Below are 18,070 nucleotides of genomic sequence, written 5' to 3'. Positions count from 1 at the left end.
CATGCCGTCAGCTAAAGATATCGTCGCCGCCCGAAAGGCAAATTTGACAACCAATCAACAGTTGGCGCGTGAGAATGTTAACAACCTGATAAATCTGCGTGGTCAGTCTCAGGGACGACGCGGTGTTGATATTAATATTCATGGCACCTTTGCCCGCGGTGAAGCCTGGACCAAAACCGGTTCAGCTTTTGACAAAGAGAACACCCGAGGGCGCAATACGGCCAGTACCAACTTTCAATGGAGTGGCGGCCAAACCGAAGCTTCTCGTGTTGAAGCTGGAAAACAGCTCAATGCTTTTTTGAAAGACGTCAATCGCCCTACCATTAATCGTTCCGGTAGTAGTGATGTAAACGCTATTGCCCACAGTCATGGTGGCAATGTCCTGGGCAAAGCCCTGGGAGCTAATAGTACACCCAGCATTCGCAACGCCGTAATGTTAGGAACACCTCAAATGTCTAGTGGTGGTCAAAACACCTCCTGGTCAGCCAATGCCGCCGACAAGGTGCGAGGCCAGATACACAATATCTACGACAATAAAGATGCGATACAGGTAACCACAGCAAGAGCCAATGAGCATATCATGGGTAACATGGTATCCGTAGGTAATAAATTTAGTCAAAAAAACAGTATCACCCCGCAGAACAATGTCCGGGTTGAAACCGGAGCCTGGTTACCCAGTGTTCAGGCCCATTCTGACATGCATGATGCCAAGATAGGTAAGTTAACCAATCACTTGTTAGGTCAGGATGCGAAGGCCAGCGAAAGAATAAAAACCAATACTGCTCGTGCGAACAACAGTACAGCAAAGTTTCATGGCAAACTGGATAACAGAGCCTCAAACGTCGTTTTTCATAAAAAATGAACGAGCCTGAAAACCCAGATCAATATTTTGGTGAATATCAGGAAGTCTTTGACGCGCCGGACAGGCAACTGCTTATCGACATCGGCTTTAAAGCGCTAAAACCTCGCAGTCACCCACTAGAAGCCCTTATCGCACAACACGAGTCTAACCTCTTAGGTTACTACGCCATTGAATACGAAGGCTATATCAATGTTTTTGCCGAACAAAATGAACTGGTGGGCGGTTTAATATTGCAGCGCCGTTGGAATGCCGTCTCTATCTATTCGTTTTTTGTGCAAGAATCACTGCGTGGAATTGGTTTGGGCAAGCGTATCCTGCATCTGGCTGAGCATCTCGCTCTGCAAATGGGGGCAAAGGCGCTGGTTTTAGAAACGAGTACGTTACACACCTACGAGTTTTATCTTAAAAATGGTTTCAACTTGCTGACAGAATTGTCAGGTTACATTGATGGGGAAACCTGGTTTCACATGTATAAAGATATACAACCGACAATCCAGGATTAATTTAAACTTCGCCAACCACTCTACGCAGTCCGGAGGGACCATTTGGATTTGCCGCTACAGCCACAGTAGAAGCACGTTTTTCGCTATGCCCTATTGCTTCACCTAAATGCACTGAATGCAGCTCTGATGGCTTAACCTGCGCGCCTCGCCCACGATTTTGCAAGGGTCGCATACCACCGCGTAACATACTTTGCATTTCTGCCGTTAACTGATGGGCCAGCGCGGTTTGCTGGCGGGTTGGCAGCGGTTCTTTAATACTGTTACCAGAAGCATTTCGGCCTTCCATTCCTGAACCACCCCAAGACTGATTTGCACGCATACGAGGATCGTCGTTAGCCGCGTATTCACGACCAAACTGCAGTGCAGGTTGAAATGGCACGTTAACACCAATCAATCTAACTGGGTTTCTTCCAAGTCTTTGTTCACCGAATCTCATATCACTTAATGTTTGGCAACTTTCAGTTTAAAAGCTTTACGATTATTTAAGCTCGATCCCGAAATTAGGAGTCACAAACTTCAATAAGTATGCGTTCTATCCGCAATCGCTTAAGCAAAATACAAATAACTCAATTTAGTGCAATTACTTGCCGCTCAGGTTTCACCATAGGCATAAATAGCCTGTTTTGCAAACACTTATTAAGATTTTCGGCTAGTAAATTCCCTCTACCCAAGCGTAGATTTTTTATCTCAAACACCTAAAATGCGTTCAGCACAACCGAGAGTAACAAATGGCTAAAGTTCAACAAACATTCAATATCAGCGAAGCTGACATCATTGCTAATATTACCCAGGAAAAGGGGCAAGCGGATCTTTGCGTATTTCTGGTCAGCTCTCCAGGAATGGCCTGGTCTGATGAACGCTGGTATATCACCGAAAATGACGCAGAAGCGTCCAGCACTGTGTATTTTGGTAAAAGTGGACGTTCAGCTTTAAAAGTATGTTTTGTAAAAAATCCGGCGGATGCCGGCTGGAAAAACAATCACAGATTAAAAGGTAAAATCTAGGAATTGTTTGTCCCCTTTCAGGTTTCCGGATTTAAAATCTTTGACAAGGCTTCAACTGTTTCTTCAGCTTGCTTTTGCTTAGCCTCGGCCTCTGGATCAGGTAACACCGGCATCTTTACAACCTGAAGGTTAACATCGTAAAGCGCCTCCCAGTTTTTTTCCTGGATCTGAGCAGCCTGCTCATCTTTATAATCACCCAATAATAACAGTAAGGTTTTATTACCCAATGGCGTCTTATAGGGAATAAAAACAGGTACAACATCTGTTATACCAATTTTTTCCAAATGTACCTTTCCGGCATCCTCCGTTGCGTACTCTCCCAGTAACACAGTGTAAGAAACCGCACTATCCATTGGGCTCACCAATAAATCACGCTGAGTAGCATATTGAGTTGTGTCTTCTTCGGCCGGCTCTGCTTCTGCAGTCTGAGGCTCATCAACAACACCTACCCAATCGCCTATGACCGATCCTCCGATCAATCCATCAGCTTTAAATGGCGCTTTGACTTCTTCTTGCCATGTGGAAGCCATAGGCCAAAACACGGACAAAGTATATCCAAAGCCTATCAGCAAAGCTGCTATTATGATTTTCTTAAGCATGACGCAACCAGGTAAGATTATTTACACTCGATGCAGTTTACCCCTGTGCGGCAACAGCGCGCAAATAAAATGCGGGCCTGGTACAAATATTGATTTATTACTGCAATATTCAGCGCAAAACAAATGGGAAAAAAGGCCTAAACAAGAACCATTAACATTAACTATCCTTTTGTTATATAAGGAGTTTTCTTTATTTTTATGGTTTGTACGTCTATACTTAGAGGCAACTCAAGTTAAGGTATAAACAACATGCAAGGCGATAAACACATATTGGCACTTCTGAACGAAGTGCTTACTGCCGAATTAACATCGATCAATCAGTATTTTTTACATGCAAGAATGTATAAAAACTGGGGATTCGAGCAGCTTAATAACGTCTGCTACAAAAAGTCTATAAAGGATATGAAGCAGGCAGATAAGCTAATGGAACGAATCCTGTTCCTGGAAGGTATCCCGAATTTACAAAATCTGGGCAAACTATTCATCGGCGAGCATTGTGAAGAAATGCTGTCCTGCGACCTGAGCTTTCAGGCACAACAAATTCCCATGCTGAAAAAAGCCATTGCCGAATGTGAGTTGGCAAAAGATTTTGTCTCTCGTGATCTGCTGACGGAGATTTTAGAGTACGAAGAAGAGCATATCGATTGGATCGAAGCGCAACAATATCAAATTAGTCAAATGGGTCTGGAAAATTATCTTCAGGCACAATTAGGAGAAGCGTAATGCAAGGCAAACAAAACGTCATCGACGCACTAAACCGGTTGTTAGCCAATGAGCTTACCGCCATGGATCAGTACTTTATCCACTCACGCATGTATCAAGACTGGGGCTTTAACAAACTGTACGAGCGAATTGACCACGAATTCGACGATGAAAAACAGCACGCGTCACTGTTAATTGAACGAATTCTGTTTCTTGAAGGTGTGCCTGATATGACCAAACGTGACCCCATCATGGTGGGCAGTGACGTACCTTCAATGCTTAAAAACGACCTGAAAATTGAATATCACGTGGATTCTTTGCTAAAAGACACCATGGCCTTATGTGAACAAGAGCAAGACTTTGTAACCCGCAATATGTTGCAAACACTGATTGATGATACTGAAATGGATCACGCCAATTGGCTGGAACAGCAAATTGGACTTATTGACAAAATAGGTCTGCAGAACTACCTGCAAAGCCAGCTTTAAGAAGCCGACATTTGGGATGAGAACTGTAGCACCCGCTGCAGTTTCTCACCTGATTGCAACTGCATCACTAAGATTAATTGCCACTGCATCTGTGGCTCACTACAACTCCCCAACATAAAACTACCGATATACAAATCCTTTTCCGCAGCAGTCTGTTCAGGGTCTTGTTGCCAAATTACCGGTGACTTGCCCATAAACATATTAACTCCCTCTACCCAGGCATCAAGCTGATGAATCTGGCCAGACAATTGTTTATTAATAAGTCTGACTGAAACCGTTAACTCTTCCTCAGGAACTACAGGTGTTGGACTGATAGCAACACTGATTTCAGAATCCAGTAGTAAAGTTTGATGCACATCAATATCTGCAATACGGCTTGTATTAAAGTAGTGAACCACAAGCAACAGTACCAGGAGTGCGAAAATTGGGCTGAATTTAGTCAAATGTAAACAGAAAGTTAATAAATACAATCAATAGCTTAGCCAAGATTAACGGATATTTGATCAAGATCAAGTTAGTGCCACTGAAACTATCTTTTTTGCCCTAAAACCCGTATCATTTGGCCGCCTGAAATTCCTCAACCAATAATACAGGCTAATACGTTCAGTATTTGTACAAATGATATTAGTTATCTATTGTTAATCGGGGGAATGCTAACTTCAGCTAGCATTAATTGCATAGAAATTAACACTCAACACATGTGGAAGACGGTAATAAAATGAGTGAAATGACTCAAACACATCCTGAATATAACTACGACGTAGTCCGCAAATTCGCTGTAATGGCGGTTATTTGGGGTATCGTTGGCATGGGCGTTGGAGTTCTCATTGCAGCGCAGCTTATCTGGCCTGCTTTGAACTTTGACACTCCCTGGTTAACCTTTTCGCGATTAAGACCGCTGCACACCAATGCAGTTATTTTCGCTTTTGGTGGTTGCGCACTATTCGCCACCTCTTATTACGTCGTTCAGCGTACCTCTCAGGTTAGACTTTTTAGTGATAAGTTAGCTAATTTCACCTTCTGGGGTTGGCAAGCCATTATTCTGTCTGCGGTTATCACCCTGCCAATGGGCCTGACCTCTTCCAAAGAGTATGCAGAACTTGAATGGCCGATTGATATCCTGATTACACTGGTGTGGGTGGCCTATCTGATTAACTTTTTCGGTACCGTTATTATCAGAAAAGTGTCTCATATTTATGTAGCAAACTGGTTCTTCGGTGCATTTATCATCACAGTAGCTGTACTCCATATCGGTAACAGCCTTGCAGTGCCAGTTTCTCTGACTAAATCTTATTCCATTTATGGCGGTGCTGTAGATGCCATGATGCAATGGTGGTACGGGCACAACGCCGTAGGCTTCTTCCTTACTGCTGGCTTCCTGGGCATGATGTATTACTTTGTCCCTAAGCAAGCTGGCCGACCAGTATATTCTTACCGCTTGTCCGTAATTCACTTCTGGGCACTGGTATCACTTTACATTTGGGCGGGTCCTCACCACCTACACTACACCGCACTCCCCGACTGGACTCAGTCTGTCGGTATGGTTATGTCGGTAGTACTGTTTGTTCCTTCATGGGGTGGCATGATCAACGGCATCATGACGTTATCAGGCGCCTGGCATAAATTGCGCTCTGACCCTGTTTTACGCTTCCTGATTGTTTCCCTGTCTTTCTATGGCATGTCAACGTTCGAAGGTCCTATGATGGCTATTAAGACAGTTAACGCCCTGTCCCACTACACTGACTGGACTATCGGACACGTGCACTCTGGTGCCTTAGGTTGGGTAGCTATGGTTTCAATTGGTTCTCTGTATCACCTGATGCCAATCTTATTTAACAAGCCAGGCATGTACAGCGTCAAACTGGTTAACGTACATTTCTGGTTAGCAACGGTTGGCGTGGTGCTATACATAGTAGCGATGTGGATTTCTGGTGTAATGCAAGGTCTGATGTGGCGCGCAGTCAACGAAGACGGAACCCTGACTTATAGCTTCGTAGAAAGTCTTGAAGCATCAATGCCCTTCTACTTCATTCGATTCCTGGGTGGCTGTTTTGTGGTGGCAGGTATGCTACTGATGGCATACAACTGTTATAAAACCATCACCAGTGAAGACAAAGCAGAAGCACAAGATGCTGCTGCCAGTGAAGCTCAGCCAGCGTAAGGAGTGCAGATGAAAAACGTACATGAACTTGTAGAAAAAAATGCTGGCCTGTTAGCCGTATTTATTTTGGTTGCTATTTCCTTTGGTGCGCTGGTTGAAATAACCCCGTTAATGTTCCAGCAACAGACTATGAAGCCAGTCGATGGTTTAAAACCTTACACGGCGTTGCAGCTGGAAGGTCGCGACATATACATCCGTGAAGGTTGTGTTGGCTGTCACAGTCAGATGATTCGTCCGTTTCGCTCTGAAACAGAACGTTACGGCCACTACTCGGTTGCTGGTGAATCTGTCTGGGAGCACCCTTTCCTGTGGGGCTCTAAGCGTACTGGTCCTGATCTCGCTCGTGTTGGCGGTAGATACAGTGATGACTGGCACTATGCTCACCTGATGGACCCTCGTGCAGTTGTTCCAGAATCCAATATGCCTGCTTTTCCTTGGTTAGATGAAAATCTGCTAGATGGCAAGCACACTGCTAAGAAGATGGAAATCTTCAGAGGTTTCGGCGTTCCCTATACTGATGAAGATATCGCGGGCGCTCAGGCAGCAGTACAAGGCAAGACTGAAATGGAAGCATTGATTGCTTATCTTCAGTCACTGGGCACAGCGCTTAAGTAGGTGTCATTATGGATTACGGTACGATAGGCAGTATTTTCACTGTTGCGGTATTTGTATTTTTTATAGGTATTGTGCTTTGGGCTTACAGTAAAAAGTCTAAAGCAGGGTTTGATGAAGCGGCCAATTTAGTTTTCGACGACGAGCCGAAACAAAAAACATCAAGCACAAATCGGGAGTCTTCTGACAATGAGTAGCTTTTGGAGTATTTTTGTAAGTGTAATTTCACTTGGCACAATACTGGGTTGTTTTCTGTTATTACGCTGGTGTTTAAAAAACAAAACCGGCGTTGAAGAAGGCGATGACATGCATCATGAATTTGATGGCATCCTTGAAATCAACAATGGGTTACCTGTGTGGTGGACCTATATGTTCTACGCAGTTATCGTTTGGGCTTTAGTGTATTTTGCACTTTATCCAGGTCTTGGTAACTTCCAGGGTTTACTTGGCTGGAAAAGCTCACACCAGGACATTCGCTCTTTAGAGGAATCCCGAGCCGCTGTTATTGCAGCGAAAGAATCTGGCGAAATCGTGCAATACGACCGTGAGATGGAATTTGCTGCGGCAAAATTCGACCCGGTATTCAAGGCTATTGCTGACCGCCCCATCAAAGAACTGGTTAACGACCCTGAAGCATTAAAAGTGGGACAGCGTTTGTTTTTACAAAACTGCGCCATGTGTCACGGCTCTGATGCCAGAGGCTCAACAGGCTTCCCCAACCTGACTGACGATGATTGGTTATATGGCGGTACGCCAGAAAAAATCAAAGAAACATTACGTCATGGTCGCCAAGGCGCTATGCCTGGCTGGATTGATTCAATGGGTGAGAAAGGTATCGAAGAAGTTGTAGCCTATGCGCTAAGCCTGAGTGGACGCAGTGTTGACCAGGGCCTGGCGGACAAAGGTAAAGCTCGCTTTGCGGTATGTGCTGCTTGTCACGGCATGGATGGTTCAGGTAACCAGGCGCTGGGTGCCCCTAACCTGACAGACAACATCTGGTTGTACGGCGGAAGCCACAAGGCTGTGACTGAGACACTGACTTACGGCAGAAACGGCGTGATGCCTGCGTTCGATGAACGCTTAGGTGAAGACAAAATCCACGTTGTTGCGGCTTATGTTTACAGTCTGTCTAATCAACCTTGATGAGATAACTTAGTTAACAAGGCCCCGGCTTTTTGTCCGGGGCTTTTTTATGACCAAAATCGACGATTTACAAGGCAAATAAAATGGCTGAAAAGTGGTACAAACAATTCTGGCCCTGGTTTTTAATCACCATTCCGGCGGTTTCAATGGTGCTGGGCGTAACCATAGTCTACCTGGCTGTCACCAGCGAAAATTCCATGGTGTCTGATGATTATTACAAAGAAGGTAAGGCGATAAACCAGTCCATCAGTAAAAAACGCATGGCCAAACAGCTCAATCTTATTGCTGGTTTAAAAGTTCAGGATGACAGAGTCTCCGTAACCTTCAAGCAGGCCTTGCCGCCCGACTCTGCGGCACTTAAACTGGACTTTTTTCACGCCACCTTGCAAGACAAAGATTTTTTCGTGATGTTAACCCGAAATGCGGAAGGTGTTTATACCGGGCAACTTAATCATGCAACCAGCGGAAAATGGCGTCTTACACTGACTCCGTTTGACGAGTCATGGAAAATCAGAAAAACCGTGGCATTACCCAATTCCTCTGAGATTATTCTGGAGCCCTGATGTACAGCGTGGCAAATGGCCATTGTTTTCATTGCAACGAAACTATTCCAGCAGATAGCCAGTTTCAAGCGCAGGTATTAGACGACACACGGCACTTTTGCTGTCCCGGCTGCCTGGAAGTGGCACGCTCCGTGGTGGATACCGGACTGGAAGATTATTATAAGTTTCGCACAGAACCAGCAGCCAAAGCCGATGCTATTCCAGAAAACCTGCGCAATGACATCCAGATATATGATTTGCCGGAACTCACTGAGGAATACATCAGCAATAACAATCAGTTTGCTGAAGTTCAGCTTACAGTAGAAGGGCTAAACTGCCCCGCCTGTGCCTGGTTAATTGAAAAACGCCTGAATAGTCACCCCGCAGTCAGAATGGTGGGTGTCGACGTCAGCGCCCGGCGCGCCTCGGTACGCTGGGAAAAAGAAGCACTGTCATTAAGCCAATTATTAAATCTGTTCTTTGAGATAGGCTATCGTGCTCGCCCCTTTCAGCCGGATCAACACGAAAGTATTTTCCTGGCAGAAAACAAAACCTTTCTAAAGAAGTTGGGACTGGCTGGCCTGTTAACCATGCAGGTAATGATGCTGGCCTTTGGTCTCTACTTTGGCGTGTTCGGCAATCTGGACCAGGAAACCAAGATATTTTTACATTGGATCAGTCTGATACTAAGCACTCCGGTAGTATTCTATTCCGGCTCAGTGTTTATCATCAGTGCCTTAAACGGATTAAGCGCCCGAACTCTCAATATGGACATGCCGGTGACAATCGCCATTCTGGTTACCTGGGCAAGCAGTGCCTGGGCGACAATACAGGAGCACGGTGAAGTCTATTTTGAATCCATATGTATGTTCATATTTCTGCTGCTTATTGGCCGTTATTTTGAGCATAAAGGCAGACAAAAAGCCGTTATTACTGGTAACAACCTGAGTCGTCAATTACCGCAATTCGCCCGACTTGTATCAGCAGACAGCCAAATCCACGAAGTACCAGCCAAAACGATTAAGCCAGGGCAGCAAATTCAAATCAAAATGGGCGATACCGTACCGGTGGATTGCACCATAGTGCAAGGTACTACAGAACTGGATGAAGCAATTCTCACTGGCGAATCGTCTCCGGTTTGTAAAAACGCTGGTGAGCAACTCTTTGGCGGTACAATCAACTTGTCAGCACCTGTGATTGCCACGGTCAGCGCAGCCTTAAAAGATTCGGCTATCAATCAAATCAGCCGAGCTCAGGAACTGGCTTTTTCACAAAAGCCCAGATTCGCCATTGCCGCAGATAAACTGGCAGGCACCTTCGTTACCCTGGTTTTGATCATCGCGTCACTCACCTTTATCTATTGGTACCAGCAAGCACCTGAAGACGCTTTGTGGATTACGGTATCCGTATTGGTCGCCACCTGCCCTTGTGCACTTGGACTGGCCACACCAACTGCATTTACTGCCGCCATGAGTAAACTCAATGAGGTTGGTTTAGTGATAAAGCGCACCGACCTGTTAGAAACGCTCAATAAAGTCACCACTTTTGCCTTTGATAAAACCGGCACCTTAACCAAAGGACAGCCACGAATTAAGCAATGGCAAAACCTCAGTTCACTGCCGGATGAGCAGATATTAAGCATTGCCGCCAGTATTGAGAGCCATTCAGAGCATCCCATTGCCAAAGCGTTTTTACAGGCTCCCACTGTAGAATGTCAGGATGTTAAAATATTTCCGGGTGAAGGCATTCAAGGTTGGGTTGCAGGAAAGCTTTACCGAATGGGTAACAGCCCCTTTACTGGCTGCACTCATCAGGGCCAGGCTGATGTCTATCTTAGCCAGTTATCAGAGTCGCAACAGCAAACCACACTGGCACAATTCCAACTTGAAGATGAGTTAAGAGAAGAAGTTGAACAGTTTTTTAGTCAGCCGAGACGCGGTAAATCGCTTTTATTGAGCGGTGACAACCAACAAAAGGTCTCTGAACTTGCCAAAAAGTTAGCCGTTGAGGAATTCCAGCACAGCGTTAAGCCAGAACAAAAACTGGCGTACCTGCAAACCCTGCAATCCAAAGGCGAAGTCATTTTAATGGTGGGTGATGGGGTAAATGACGCACCCGTTTTAGCCGGCGCGGATATTTCGGTGGCGGTAAACGGCGCCAGCGATTTTGCGCAAAATGCCGCTGACATTATTATGCTGAAAGACAACTTCTCAGCCATTAATACCTTGCTCAGCGTATCCCTTAAGACCCAGCGTATTATTAAACAAAACTTCGCCTGGGCTTTGGGTTACAATTTATTGGTTCTGCCCTTTGCTGTGAGCGGATTATTACCTCCATGGGGAGCGGTTATCGGAATGTCACTGAGCTCGCTGATTGTGACATTTAACTCGCTGCGCATTAATAAACAAAAAGGCGATTAAAATGAGCATTATTTACGTATTGATCCCGCTGGCCATTATTTTAGTGATTGCCGCAATCGCCATCTTTTTTTGGGCGGTGCGTAGCGAACAATTTAAAGATCTGGAACGTCATGGACACAGCATCCTGTTCGATGATGATGTAAAAGACGCATCTAAAGCCAACTCCAAAAAAGAACAATAGCCATATTGTGAACGACTTATTTGCCGCACTATTGATCGGAATCGCAGGCAGCATTCATTGCAGTGCCATGTGCGGCGGTGTAATCGCCGGATTAAATTACGCTATCCCAAAAGGCAACCCACTACTCCCTTATGCGCTTAGCTATAACCTGGGCAGAATCATAAGTTACAGTACCGCCGGATTTATTGCAGGCTCTTTGGGCCAGATATTCAGCCATCAGGTTGCCAGCGGTATCGTTATTTTAAAGTTGTTAAGCGGAGTCTTTTTGCTGTTATTAGGGGCCTATATTGGCAACTGGTGGCGAATACTCGCTCGCCTTGAAGCTTTAGGAGCCAGATTTTGGAGGATCATATCGCCCCTGGGTAAACGACTGGTGCCTTTTAAAAGCCCGCTTTACGCATTGCCCTATGGATTAATCTGGGGGTGGCTGCCCTGTGGATTGGTTTATTCAACCCTTGCCTGGAGCATCGCCAGTGGCAATGCCACCTTAAGTGCTTTGCAAATGCTGGCTTTTGGATTAGGTACACTGCCCGCCACCTTGCTAATAGCCTTTTCCAGCAAAGAACTGCTTAATTTCACTCGCTCTCCGAGAGTGAGACAAGTGATTGCTATTGCATTATTTTTATATGGTGGTTTTACCATTGCACAAGCCCTGTCCCATCATTTATAGTTACCGCTCAGCACTTTAAGGGATTGTTACAATCTATGGTTAGTCAAGCTCGTTATCCACTACACTGCCAAAACTGCAGCTTTAGTCAGTTGTGTTTACCCTTTAATTTGAGCAATAACGAGATGGATAAGCTTGACGATATTATTCAACGGAAAAAGCCTATTCAAAAAGGTGAAAGACTGTTCGAAACCGGTGACAAACTCAATGCACTATACGCTGTGCGTTCCGGCTCCTTTAAGTCCTATGCCATCAGCCAAAATGGCGAAGAGCAAATTACTGCGTTTCATCTGCCGGGTGAGGTCATTGGTTTTGACAGCATGTCAGAAGAGGCTCACCAAACTGTCACCCAGGCTCTGGAAACCTCAATGGTTTGTGAAATCCCCTTTGCCACACTGGACAAACTTTCCGATGAATTACCTGCGCTGAGAAAGCAACTGATGCGCCTGATGAGCGCTGAAATCAAGCAAGACCAACAAATGTTTATGCTGTTAAATCAACGTACGGCTGAAGAGCGTTTAGCCTACTTTTTACACTCGCTGTCGCTGCGTTTTAATCAAAGGGGTTTTTCCGCTAATCAGTTCAGGCTCACCATGACCCGCAGTGAAATTGGCAATTTGCTGGGTTTGACCGTGGAAACCATCTCCCGCCTGCTATCCAAATTTAATAAAGAAGGCGTGCTTACTGTGGAAGGCAAGTTAATTAACATTAATAACGCTGCAGTACTGGAAGAAAAGAGCAATACCATTAGCCCGCAGTGTAAATAAGGTAAACTCTTTTTACACATTCTTTGATCTACCACAATAGATTAACTGGCAAATTTTTGATGCTGTTCTTACACTTATAGTGTTTTTATCACTGTTTAGGAAAATGCTATGAGTGGCTTCAATAAAATATTAGCGGTTGTTGATCCTACCGAGGAGCAACAAAAATCTCTGGCCCGTGCGCTGGAACTAGCCAACAAATGCGACGGCCGGGTGACGGCGTTTCTGTCGATATACGACTTTTCCTACGATATGACCACCATGTTATCTGTGGAAGAGCGAGAAATCATGCGCCAGGCCGTGGTGGATGACCGCACTGAATGGCTGGTGAGTTTGATTGAACAACAGCCCAACGCTCATGGCATTCAGGTGGATGTTAAGGTTGTCTGGCACAATCGCCCATACGAAAGCATCATAGTGGAAGCCATCGCGGCTGATTACGACCTTATTGTCAAAGGCACCCAACAGCATGACACTTTAAAATCCGTGATATTCACGCCCACGGACTGGCACCTTCTGCGCAAATCGCCCAAATCGGTATTATTGGTTAAAGACCATGCTTGGCCAGAAAACGGCGCAATAATTGGTGCGGTTAATGTCGGCAGTGAAGACGAAGCCCATGTCTCCCTCAACAACAGAATTTCTGCCACCTGTCTGGAAATGGCAGAGTTACTCAATGGCAATGTCCACCTGGTAAATTCCTACCCAGGCACGCCAATCAACATTGCAATTGAAATCCCAGAATTTGATCCGCAAACCTACAATCAATCCGTTAAAAATTATCATGAAGATAATATGCGGCAGCACGCTGAAAAATACGGTATCGCTGCGGATTTTTGCCATGTTAAAGAAGGCTTACCGGAAGATGTGATCCCCGCCATAGCCAGACTACAAGATGCAGAATTAGTTGTTATTGGCACAGTCGGTCGCCAGGGCATTTCCGCAGCATTAATCGGTAATACTGCCGAACATGTCATTGATATGTTGGATTGCGATGTCCTGGCATTAAAACCCGAAGGCTTTGAATCGCCGGTTAAAGTCTGAACGCAATACTATGCGCTAAAATTAAAATTAAGGTATACTCTGCCGCCATTTAATACCCGGGTAATCAGGTATTAGATGCATTAATGTGTCAAACGGGTTCAGAGTAATATAAATGTCAGCAGAAGCAGCAGTCGCGGTTAATCATTTAACAAAGAGTAAACAACAATATAGCTTTAACAAATTGCAAAAGCGCTTGCGTCGATGCGTTGGTAAAGCCATTGCCGATTTCAACATGATTGAAGACGGTGACAAGGTAATGGTGTGTTTGTCAGGCGGCAAAGACAGTTATACCCTGCTGGATATTCTGATGTTTCTGCAGAAAATCGCGCCAATTCAGTTTGATATTGTGGCGGTAAACCTGGATCAAAAACAACCCGGCTTCCCCGAACATGTTTTACCTGAATACCTGAGCCAACTTGGCGTGGATTATAAAATCGTCAATGAAGACACCTACTCCATCGTCAAAGAGAAAATTCCGGAAGGCAAAACCACCTGTTCACTGTGCAGCCGCTTAAGACGCGGTATTTTATATCGCACAGCTCAGGAGTTAGGAGCCACCAAAATAGCTCTGGGGCACCACAGAGATGACATGTTAGAAACCTTATTGCTCAACATGTTCCATGGTGGCCGCATGAAGTCCATGCCCCCTAAACTGGTGAGTGACGACGGTAAAAACATCGTAATTCGCCCTCTCGCCTATGCCAGTGAAAAAGATATCGCCAGATACGCCGAAAAAATGGAATTCCCCATCATTCCTTGTAATTTGTGTGGCTCTCAGGAAAACCTGCAGCGCAAAATGATCAAAGGTATGTTGCAGGATTGGTCCAGACAATACCCTGGCCGAATCGAAAATATGTTTCGCGCTTTGCAAAATGTGACCCCGTCACACCTGGCGGATCCTAATTTGTATGACTTCAAAAGCATCACAACCTCAGATCAAGCCCCTGAAGAAGGTGACATCGCCTTCGATATGCCTGAGTTCAAAGACAATTACGTTGAGGATGAGGACAGCGACAACGCCGTTAATATTCAGATGGTGGAGTGATTGCCTGGCGCATAGCTAAGAAAAGACATGTCCGGGAAAATGCAGCAGTTTCGCATTGACCCGGCAGTTCAGACTCATTTCGTCAATGCTGTGATGCGCTCCACTCCATTCAGGATAAAACCTTGAGGTAATTCAGCAAGACGCTCAGCATCGATATTCCAACGTCCATTATTAGACACGCTCAACGCCTTAAAAGTATCAGGAATAGTTTCGCTATCAGTGAAAGTAATTTGCAAGCCAGTGGCAGACGGCATCATAAATGATAAGAAGCCTCCCATCTTATCGAAAAAACCTTCGAAAGCGGTCATAACTGATAACAACTCGGTGCTATTCAGGCCATCCTCAAACAATTCGGGTTTGGCTTCCAGTAAGACCGACAGATCACAGCGGTTTTCGGGCTCAAGCAATTGAATGTTCAACCTGGCTTTGGCCAGTTTTAGCGCTTTTTCTGTGGGCAAGACAAAACGATTATTAGCCATGATGTCGACAGGAATGTCCATTTTATCAGTATCTATCATGACCTTTTGTACCTGACAAAGCTCTTTGGTTTGCACGTTTAAAAAGCCAAAGGCAAAGTGCAAAGGTTGTAATTCTTCGTCATCCAACTTTCTGAGATGACTGTAAAAATCACTATAATCCAGACGTAACTCTCCGGCTTGTACAGATACCAGGGGTAAAGATAAAAGAGCAGCCGATAGCCACTTAACTATTTTCAATTTTTCTATCCTTTGAATGAATATGTTTACGGTTTACTCTGATCATGGCCTGCAACTCTTCGACGTATGCCTGGCCTCTTTCGGAATAGTGCAACAACCCTTCAGCCAGCATTTCAGCGGTTATGGGCTGCTGCGTTTCCCGCAGTACCGCTCGAATGTAACGCAAATCGCGATAGGCGAAATGGCGATTTAAGGTATTCAGGTATTTGGAGACGCCCTGCGCCAAATTAGGATATTTTGCCACTTCGTGATTCATATCATCATCTCTGCGGCGCGGTACAAAACCACAGCCTTTGCGATAACACCACATACCAAAAAAGTTAAACCCTTGCCGGGCAAAACGCGAAGTTCCCCAGGCGGATTCATTGGCCGCCTGCACCAAAACTAATTCTTTCGGGATCACATCCACCTTAATCAGCAACTTTTCAAAGAATTGAGAATCCAGCGTTTTAAATTGCACACCATAGGTTTTAGCCAGGTCGGTTAGACGATCTAGCTGCGCATCGCTCAGGGCTCCGGTTTGCATTCCCTGATTTTGCCATTGGTTGTACAAGGCTAAAATCAGTGTTCGTTGCGATAAAATTATCTCGTTTTGCCGATCCACTTCGGGGCTGAGATATTCAAAAAATGCCCTTTTCTTTTCCGTGACATTTTTGTATTTACTGAAATCAGGAACCACAACGGGTTGAGCAGATATTGGGCCAGGTTCAACGACTGGCACCTTCGGCGGAATAACGAAGGGGTATAAAAAGGACACAACACCGATTAGGGTTACACCACCAGTCCAAAGCCTGGTTCGCAACGACTTATGCATCGAAATGCTCATCCCTGCCAGGCTTTCTGGTGGTACTCACCTCACCTGATGCATTTACTGAATCTTCCGGGTAAGACTCTGTTACTGTCTCTGGGGCTAATTCAGATGAACTCATGTGCTCCACTCCAAAGATATCCCGATACAAAATCCCTTTTACATTGTAGTAAAAGGGTGAAACCCAAATGATGGCAATACCAAAAGTAATGATCACCAAAACAAACAAGGCGGCGAAAACGCCGTAGAGCTTAACGAAGCTTAACCATTGATGATTTACCACTTTAATAGAAGTAAATATAGCTCGTGCAGGCAACATTTTCTTTTCCAACACCAAAGGTATCGCAAATCCGGTGGCCACCATCAGATAAAGCCCGGGCAGAATTAAAAAGAGTAAGCCAATTTGCACTAGTGCCGCGGTCATAATTGCAGTAACGGTAATCACCAGACTGCGATTAACGAATTCAAACACATTAGAAAGCTTATTTTTGCCACCAATACTGGCATTAATGCCCATCATCATTAAACCGGCTGCCAGTGGTGTTATCAAAATCACCATAAGCATGTCCAGCCCCAATCGGAAGCCAGGATCCTGGGGATCAATGTCCTTTAAATCAGAAATGTACTGTCCTGCACTCATTACCATCAGAGCAACGGCAATCATGATGATTACCCCTTGTACCATGGATGCTTTATCAATTTGAGTTAATTCCCAACCACTTCGTAAAACCTGTTTAAGATCAAAGTGATAATCACCACGTAATGCCGACTTCAAGCTTCCTTGTGATGTTTTTGACTGATTTTCTGACAACGATTTAAACCTTTAACGATAAGTACGCGACTATTATACCAGCATGTATTTGGATTGCATTGCAGGTTTGCGGTAACAAACTTTATCAATAGGTATCGATAATTGAGTTGGCAATTTTCGCAGCCATTTGGTCAAATTCACCAATTAATGGGGCTGTAATTTTTTTAATAACCCACTTAAACTTATAACCAATTGTTTTTATTCGATATTTTATGTGGCATTCAACTTGCCATATAAGCATCAATAACAGCAATACCATCATGCTGAAACAGTTAAAACAACGACAATCAGTAACGAGATATTCCGGAGAAACGAATGAAAACAAAAATCGCACTGGCTATCGCAGCAACGCTTATCGCTCAATCAAGCTTCGCAAAAGACAAAGTAACCCTACAGGAGAGTATTAAGCTCACTCCGGAAAGCTCAGTGCATTTTGATGTACCTGTAGGTAGTCTGACACTGGAAACCTATGATGGGGATACCCTGGAACTTGATATTGAAGTTAAAGAGGCTGACAGTGACTGGTTTAACTCAGCGGATTTAGACGAAGTTGAGCTGATGATAGACCAGAGGGAAACTTCAGTGCTTTTAGAAATAGATATGGAAGATATCGTGCAAAAGTGGTCAGTACGAATCCCCAAAAATGTACACGTAAATATCGACCTGGGTGTTGGTGAAGTAGAAATCGATGGCTTTGAAAGAAGTGCGTCTATTGATGTCGGTGTCGGTGAGGTAGATATTGACCTGGACAGCGACAACTATCGTGAAATCGAACTGGAAACCGGCGTTGGTGACGTCGATTTACGCGGCTTTAAAAATATTGACCGGGAACGCAACCTGGTTAATGAATCGATTCGCTGGCGCGGTGAAGGTGAATATGACATTGAAATTGAAGTGGGTGTTGGCGAGATCAACATTCAGGACTAGTTTCTCTCCCGTTAGACGCTAATTTGGCGTGGTTCGCCCCCTTATTGGGGGCTTTTTATTGAATTAAGTAG

At 44.8% G+C, this 18,070-nt stretch carries 23 protein-coding genes; 17 read left to right on the top strand and 6 right to left on the bottom strand.

The window, feature by feature from the left end:
- The first annotated feature begins 1 nt into the window (after nucleotide 1).
- Nucleotides 2-862, top strand: a complete 861-nt coding sequence (locus ACXAD8_RS03005; RefSeq protein ID WP_475224739.1) for an esterase/lipase family protein — start codon at nucleotides 2-4, stop codon at nucleotides 860-862.
- A complete protein-coding gene (locus ACXAD8_RS03000) occupies nucleotides 859-1,365 on the top strand; it encodes a GNAT family N-acetyltransferase (RefSeq protein WP_475224736.1) in 507 nt (168 codons plus the stop codon). The genes ACXAD8_RS03005 and ACXAD8_RS03000 overlap by 4 nt, the downstream gene beginning before the upstream one ends.
- A 1-nt stretch (nucleotide 1,366) precedes the next feature.
- Here the strand turns inward: ACXAD8_RS03000 and ACXAD8_RS02995 are convergent, their stop codons facing one another.
- Entirely contained in the window at nucleotides 1,367-1,744 is a 378-nt protein-coding gene (locus ACXAD8_RS02995) for a hypothetical protein (RefSeq protein WP_475224734.1), read from the bottom strand.
- 349 nt (nucleotides 1,745-2,093) lie between these two features.
- Between ACXAD8_RS02995 and ACXAD8_RS02990 the strand changes: the two genes are divergently transcribed.
- Nucleotides 2,094-2,369 carry a 7(1) septoil knot domain-containing protein gene (locus ACXAD8_RS02990; RefSeq protein WP_475224731.1) on the top strand — a complete coding sequence of 92 codons (276 nt, stop codon included), beginning with the start codon at nucleotides 2,094-2,096 and terminating at the stop codon, nucleotides 2,367-2,369.
- Between the two features lie 17 nt (nucleotides 2,370-2,386).
- On the opposite strand, the gene ACXAD8_RS02985 is transcribed toward ACXAD8_RS02990, so the two are convergent.
- Nucleotides 2,387-2,968 (bottom strand): hypothetical protein, encoded by a 582-nt coding sequence (locus ACXAD8_RS02985; protein ID WP_475224729.1) that lies wholly within the window; start codon nucleotides 2,966-2,968, stop codon nucleotides 2,387-2,389.
- 249 nt (nucleotides 2,969-3,217) lie between these two features.
- Between ACXAD8_RS02985 and bfr (ACXAD8_RS02980) the strand changes: the two genes are divergently transcribed.
- Nucleotides 3,218-3,691: a bacterioferritin gene (gene bfr, locus ACXAD8_RS02980; protein WP_475224726.1), complete on the top strand. Its 474-nt coding sequence runs from the start codon at nucleotides 3,218-3,220 to the stop codon at nucleotides 3,689-3,691.
- Complete coding sequence (bfr, locus tag ACXAD8_RS02975; protein WP_475224724.1) at nucleotides 3,691-4,158, top strand: bacterioferritin; 468 nt, start codon at nucleotides 3,691-3,693, stop codon at nucleotides 4,156-4,158. Before bfr (ACXAD8_RS02980) ends, bfr (ACXAD8_RS02975) begins: the two co-directional genes overlap by 1 nt.
- Here the strand turns inward: bfr (ACXAD8_RS02975) and ACXAD8_RS02970 are convergent.
- On the bottom strand, nucleotides 4,155-4,514 hold the full coding sequence (locus ACXAD8_RS02970) for a hypothetical protein (RefSeq protein WP_475224722.1): 360 nt from the start codon (nucleotides 4,512-4,514) through the stop codon (nucleotides 4,155-4,157). The two genes, bfr (ACXAD8_RS02975) and ACXAD8_RS02970, sit on opposite strands and share 4 nt — an antisense overlap.
- 362 nt (nucleotides 4,515-4,876) lie before the next feature.
- Between ACXAD8_RS02970 and ccoN the strand changes: the two genes are divergently transcribed.
- The 11 genes from ccoN (at nucleotide 4,877) to ttcA (ending at nucleotide 14,737) form a co-directional block, all read left to right on the top strand.
- Nucleotides 4,877-6,319 (top strand): cytochrome-c oxidase, cbb3-type subunit I, encoded by a 1,443-nt coding sequence (gene ccoN, locus ACXAD8_RS02965; protein WP_475224719.1) that lies wholly within the window; start codon nucleotides 4,877-4,879, stop codon nucleotides 6,317-6,319.
- Nucleotides 6,320-6,328: 9 nt separating this feature from the next.
- Nucleotides 6,329-6,934, top strand: a complete 606-nt coding sequence (ccoO, locus tag ACXAD8_RS02960; RefSeq protein WP_475224717.1) for a cytochrome-c oxidase, cbb3-type subunit II — start codon at nucleotides 6,329-6,331, stop codon at nucleotides 6,932-6,934.
- Nucleotides 6,935-6,942: 8 nt separating this feature from the next.
- Nucleotides 6,943-7,128: a cbb3-type cytochrome oxidase subunit 3 gene (locus ACXAD8_RS02955; protein WP_475224715.1), complete on the top strand. Its 186-nt coding sequence runs from the start codon at nucleotides 6,943-6,945 to the stop codon at nucleotides 7,126-7,128.
- Nucleotides 7,121-8,074 (top strand): cytochrome-c oxidase, cbb3-type subunit III, encoded by a 954-nt coding sequence (gene ccoP / locus ACXAD8_RS02950; protein WP_475224713.1) that lies wholly within the window; start codon nucleotides 7,121-7,123, stop codon nucleotides 8,072-8,074. Before ACXAD8_RS02955 ends, ccoP begins: the two co-directional genes overlap by 8 nt.
- An 83-nt stretch (nucleotides 8,075-8,157) precedes the next feature.
- Complete coding sequence (locus tag ACXAD8_RS02945; protein ID WP_475224710.1) at nucleotides 8,158-8,637, top strand: FixH family protein; 480 nt, start codon at nucleotides 8,158-8,160, stop codon at nucleotides 8,635-8,637.
- Nucleotides 8,637-11,036 (top strand): heavy metal translocating P-type ATPase, encoded by a 2,400-nt coding sequence (locus ACXAD8_RS02940; protein WP_475224707.1) that lies wholly within the window; start codon nucleotides 8,637-8,639, stop codon nucleotides 11,034-11,036. Before ACXAD8_RS02945 ends, ACXAD8_RS02940 begins: the two co-directional genes overlap by 1 nt.
- 1 nt (nucleotide 11,037) lies before the next feature.
- Nucleotides 11,038-11,217 carry a cbb3-type cytochrome oxidase assembly protein CcoS gene (gene ccoS / locus ACXAD8_RS02935; RefSeq protein ID WP_475224705.1) on the top strand — a complete coding sequence of 60 codons (180 nt, stop codon included), beginning with the start codon at nucleotides 11,038-11,040 and terminating at the stop codon, nucleotides 11,215-11,217.
- Between the two features lie 7 nt (nucleotides 11,218-11,224).
- Nucleotides 11,225-11,887, top strand: coding sequence for a sulfite exporter TauE/SafE family protein (locus ACXAD8_RS02930; protein ID WP_475224702.1), 663 nt, complete (start codon nucleotides 11,225-11,227; stop codon nucleotides 11,885-11,887).
- A 35-nt stretch (nucleotides 11,888-11,922) separates the two neighbouring features.
- Entirely contained in the window at nucleotides 11,923-12,651 is a 729-nt protein-coding gene (fnr, locus tag ACXAD8_RS02925; RefSeq protein WP_475224700.1) for a fumarate/nitrate reduction transcriptional regulator Fnr, read from the top strand.
- A 108-nt stretch (nucleotides 12,652-12,759) separates the two neighbouring features.
- The gene (uspE, locus tag ACXAD8_RS02920) at nucleotides 12,760-13,692 is read left to right on the top strand and encodes a universal stress protein UspE (protein WP_475224697.1); all 933 of its coding nucleotides are present in this window, start codon (nucleotides 12,760-12,762) and stop codon (nucleotides 13,690-13,692) included.
- Between the two features lie 112 nt (nucleotides 13,693-13,804).
- Nucleotides 13,805-14,737: a tRNA 2-thiocytidine(32) synthetase TtcA gene (ttcA, locus tag ACXAD8_RS02915; protein ID WP_475224694.1), complete on the top strand. Its 933-nt coding sequence runs from the start codon at nucleotides 13,805-13,807 to the stop codon at nucleotides 14,735-14,737.
- 74 nt (nucleotides 14,738-14,811) lie between these two features.
- Here ttcA and ACXAD8_RS02910 read toward each other — a convergent pair whose 3' ends face one another.
- Genes ACXAD8_RS02910 through ACXAD8_RS02900 form a run of 3 tightly spaced genes read right to left on the bottom strand, consistent with a single transcriptional unit; the run spans nucleotide 14,812 to nucleotide 17,036 of the window.
- On the bottom strand, nucleotides 14,812-15,453 hold the full coding sequence (locus tag ACXAD8_RS02910) for a DUF2987 domain-containing protein (protein ID WP_475224692.1): 642 nt from the start codon (nucleotides 15,451-15,453) through the stop codon (nucleotides 14,812-14,814).
- Nucleotides 15,440-16,267, bottom strand: a complete 828-nt coding sequence (locus ACXAD8_RS02905) for a glucosaminidase domain-containing protein (protein ID WP_475224689.1) — start codon at nucleotides 16,265-16,267, stop codon at nucleotides 15,440-15,442. The genes ACXAD8_RS02910 and ACXAD8_RS02905 overlap by 14 nt, the downstream gene beginning before the upstream one ends.
- Nucleotides 16,260-17,036 carry a hypothetical protein gene (locus tag ACXAD8_RS02900; RefSeq protein WP_475224686.1) on the bottom strand — a complete coding sequence of 259 codons (777 nt, stop codon included), beginning with the start codon at nucleotides 17,034-17,036 and terminating at the stop codon, nucleotides 16,260-16,262. The genes ACXAD8_RS02905 and ACXAD8_RS02900 overlap by 8 nt, the downstream gene beginning before the upstream one ends.
- A 351-nt stretch (nucleotides 17,037-17,387) precedes the next feature.
- Between ACXAD8_RS02900 and ACXAD8_RS02895 the strand changes: the two genes are divergently transcribed.
- On the top strand, nucleotides 17,388-17,999 hold the full coding sequence (locus ACXAD8_RS02895) for a hypothetical protein (protein WP_475224684.1): 612 nt from the start codon (nucleotides 17,388-17,390) through the stop codon (nucleotides 17,997-17,999).
- Nucleotides 18,000-18,070 lie beyond the last annotated feature (71 nt).

The sequence above is a fragment of the Planctobacterium sp. AWH2_060 genome (genome assembly GCF_056158425.1).
The sequence above is the reverse complement of the archived record's forward strand: the minus strand, read 5'-3'. Positions and strand labels throughout refer to the sequence as shown.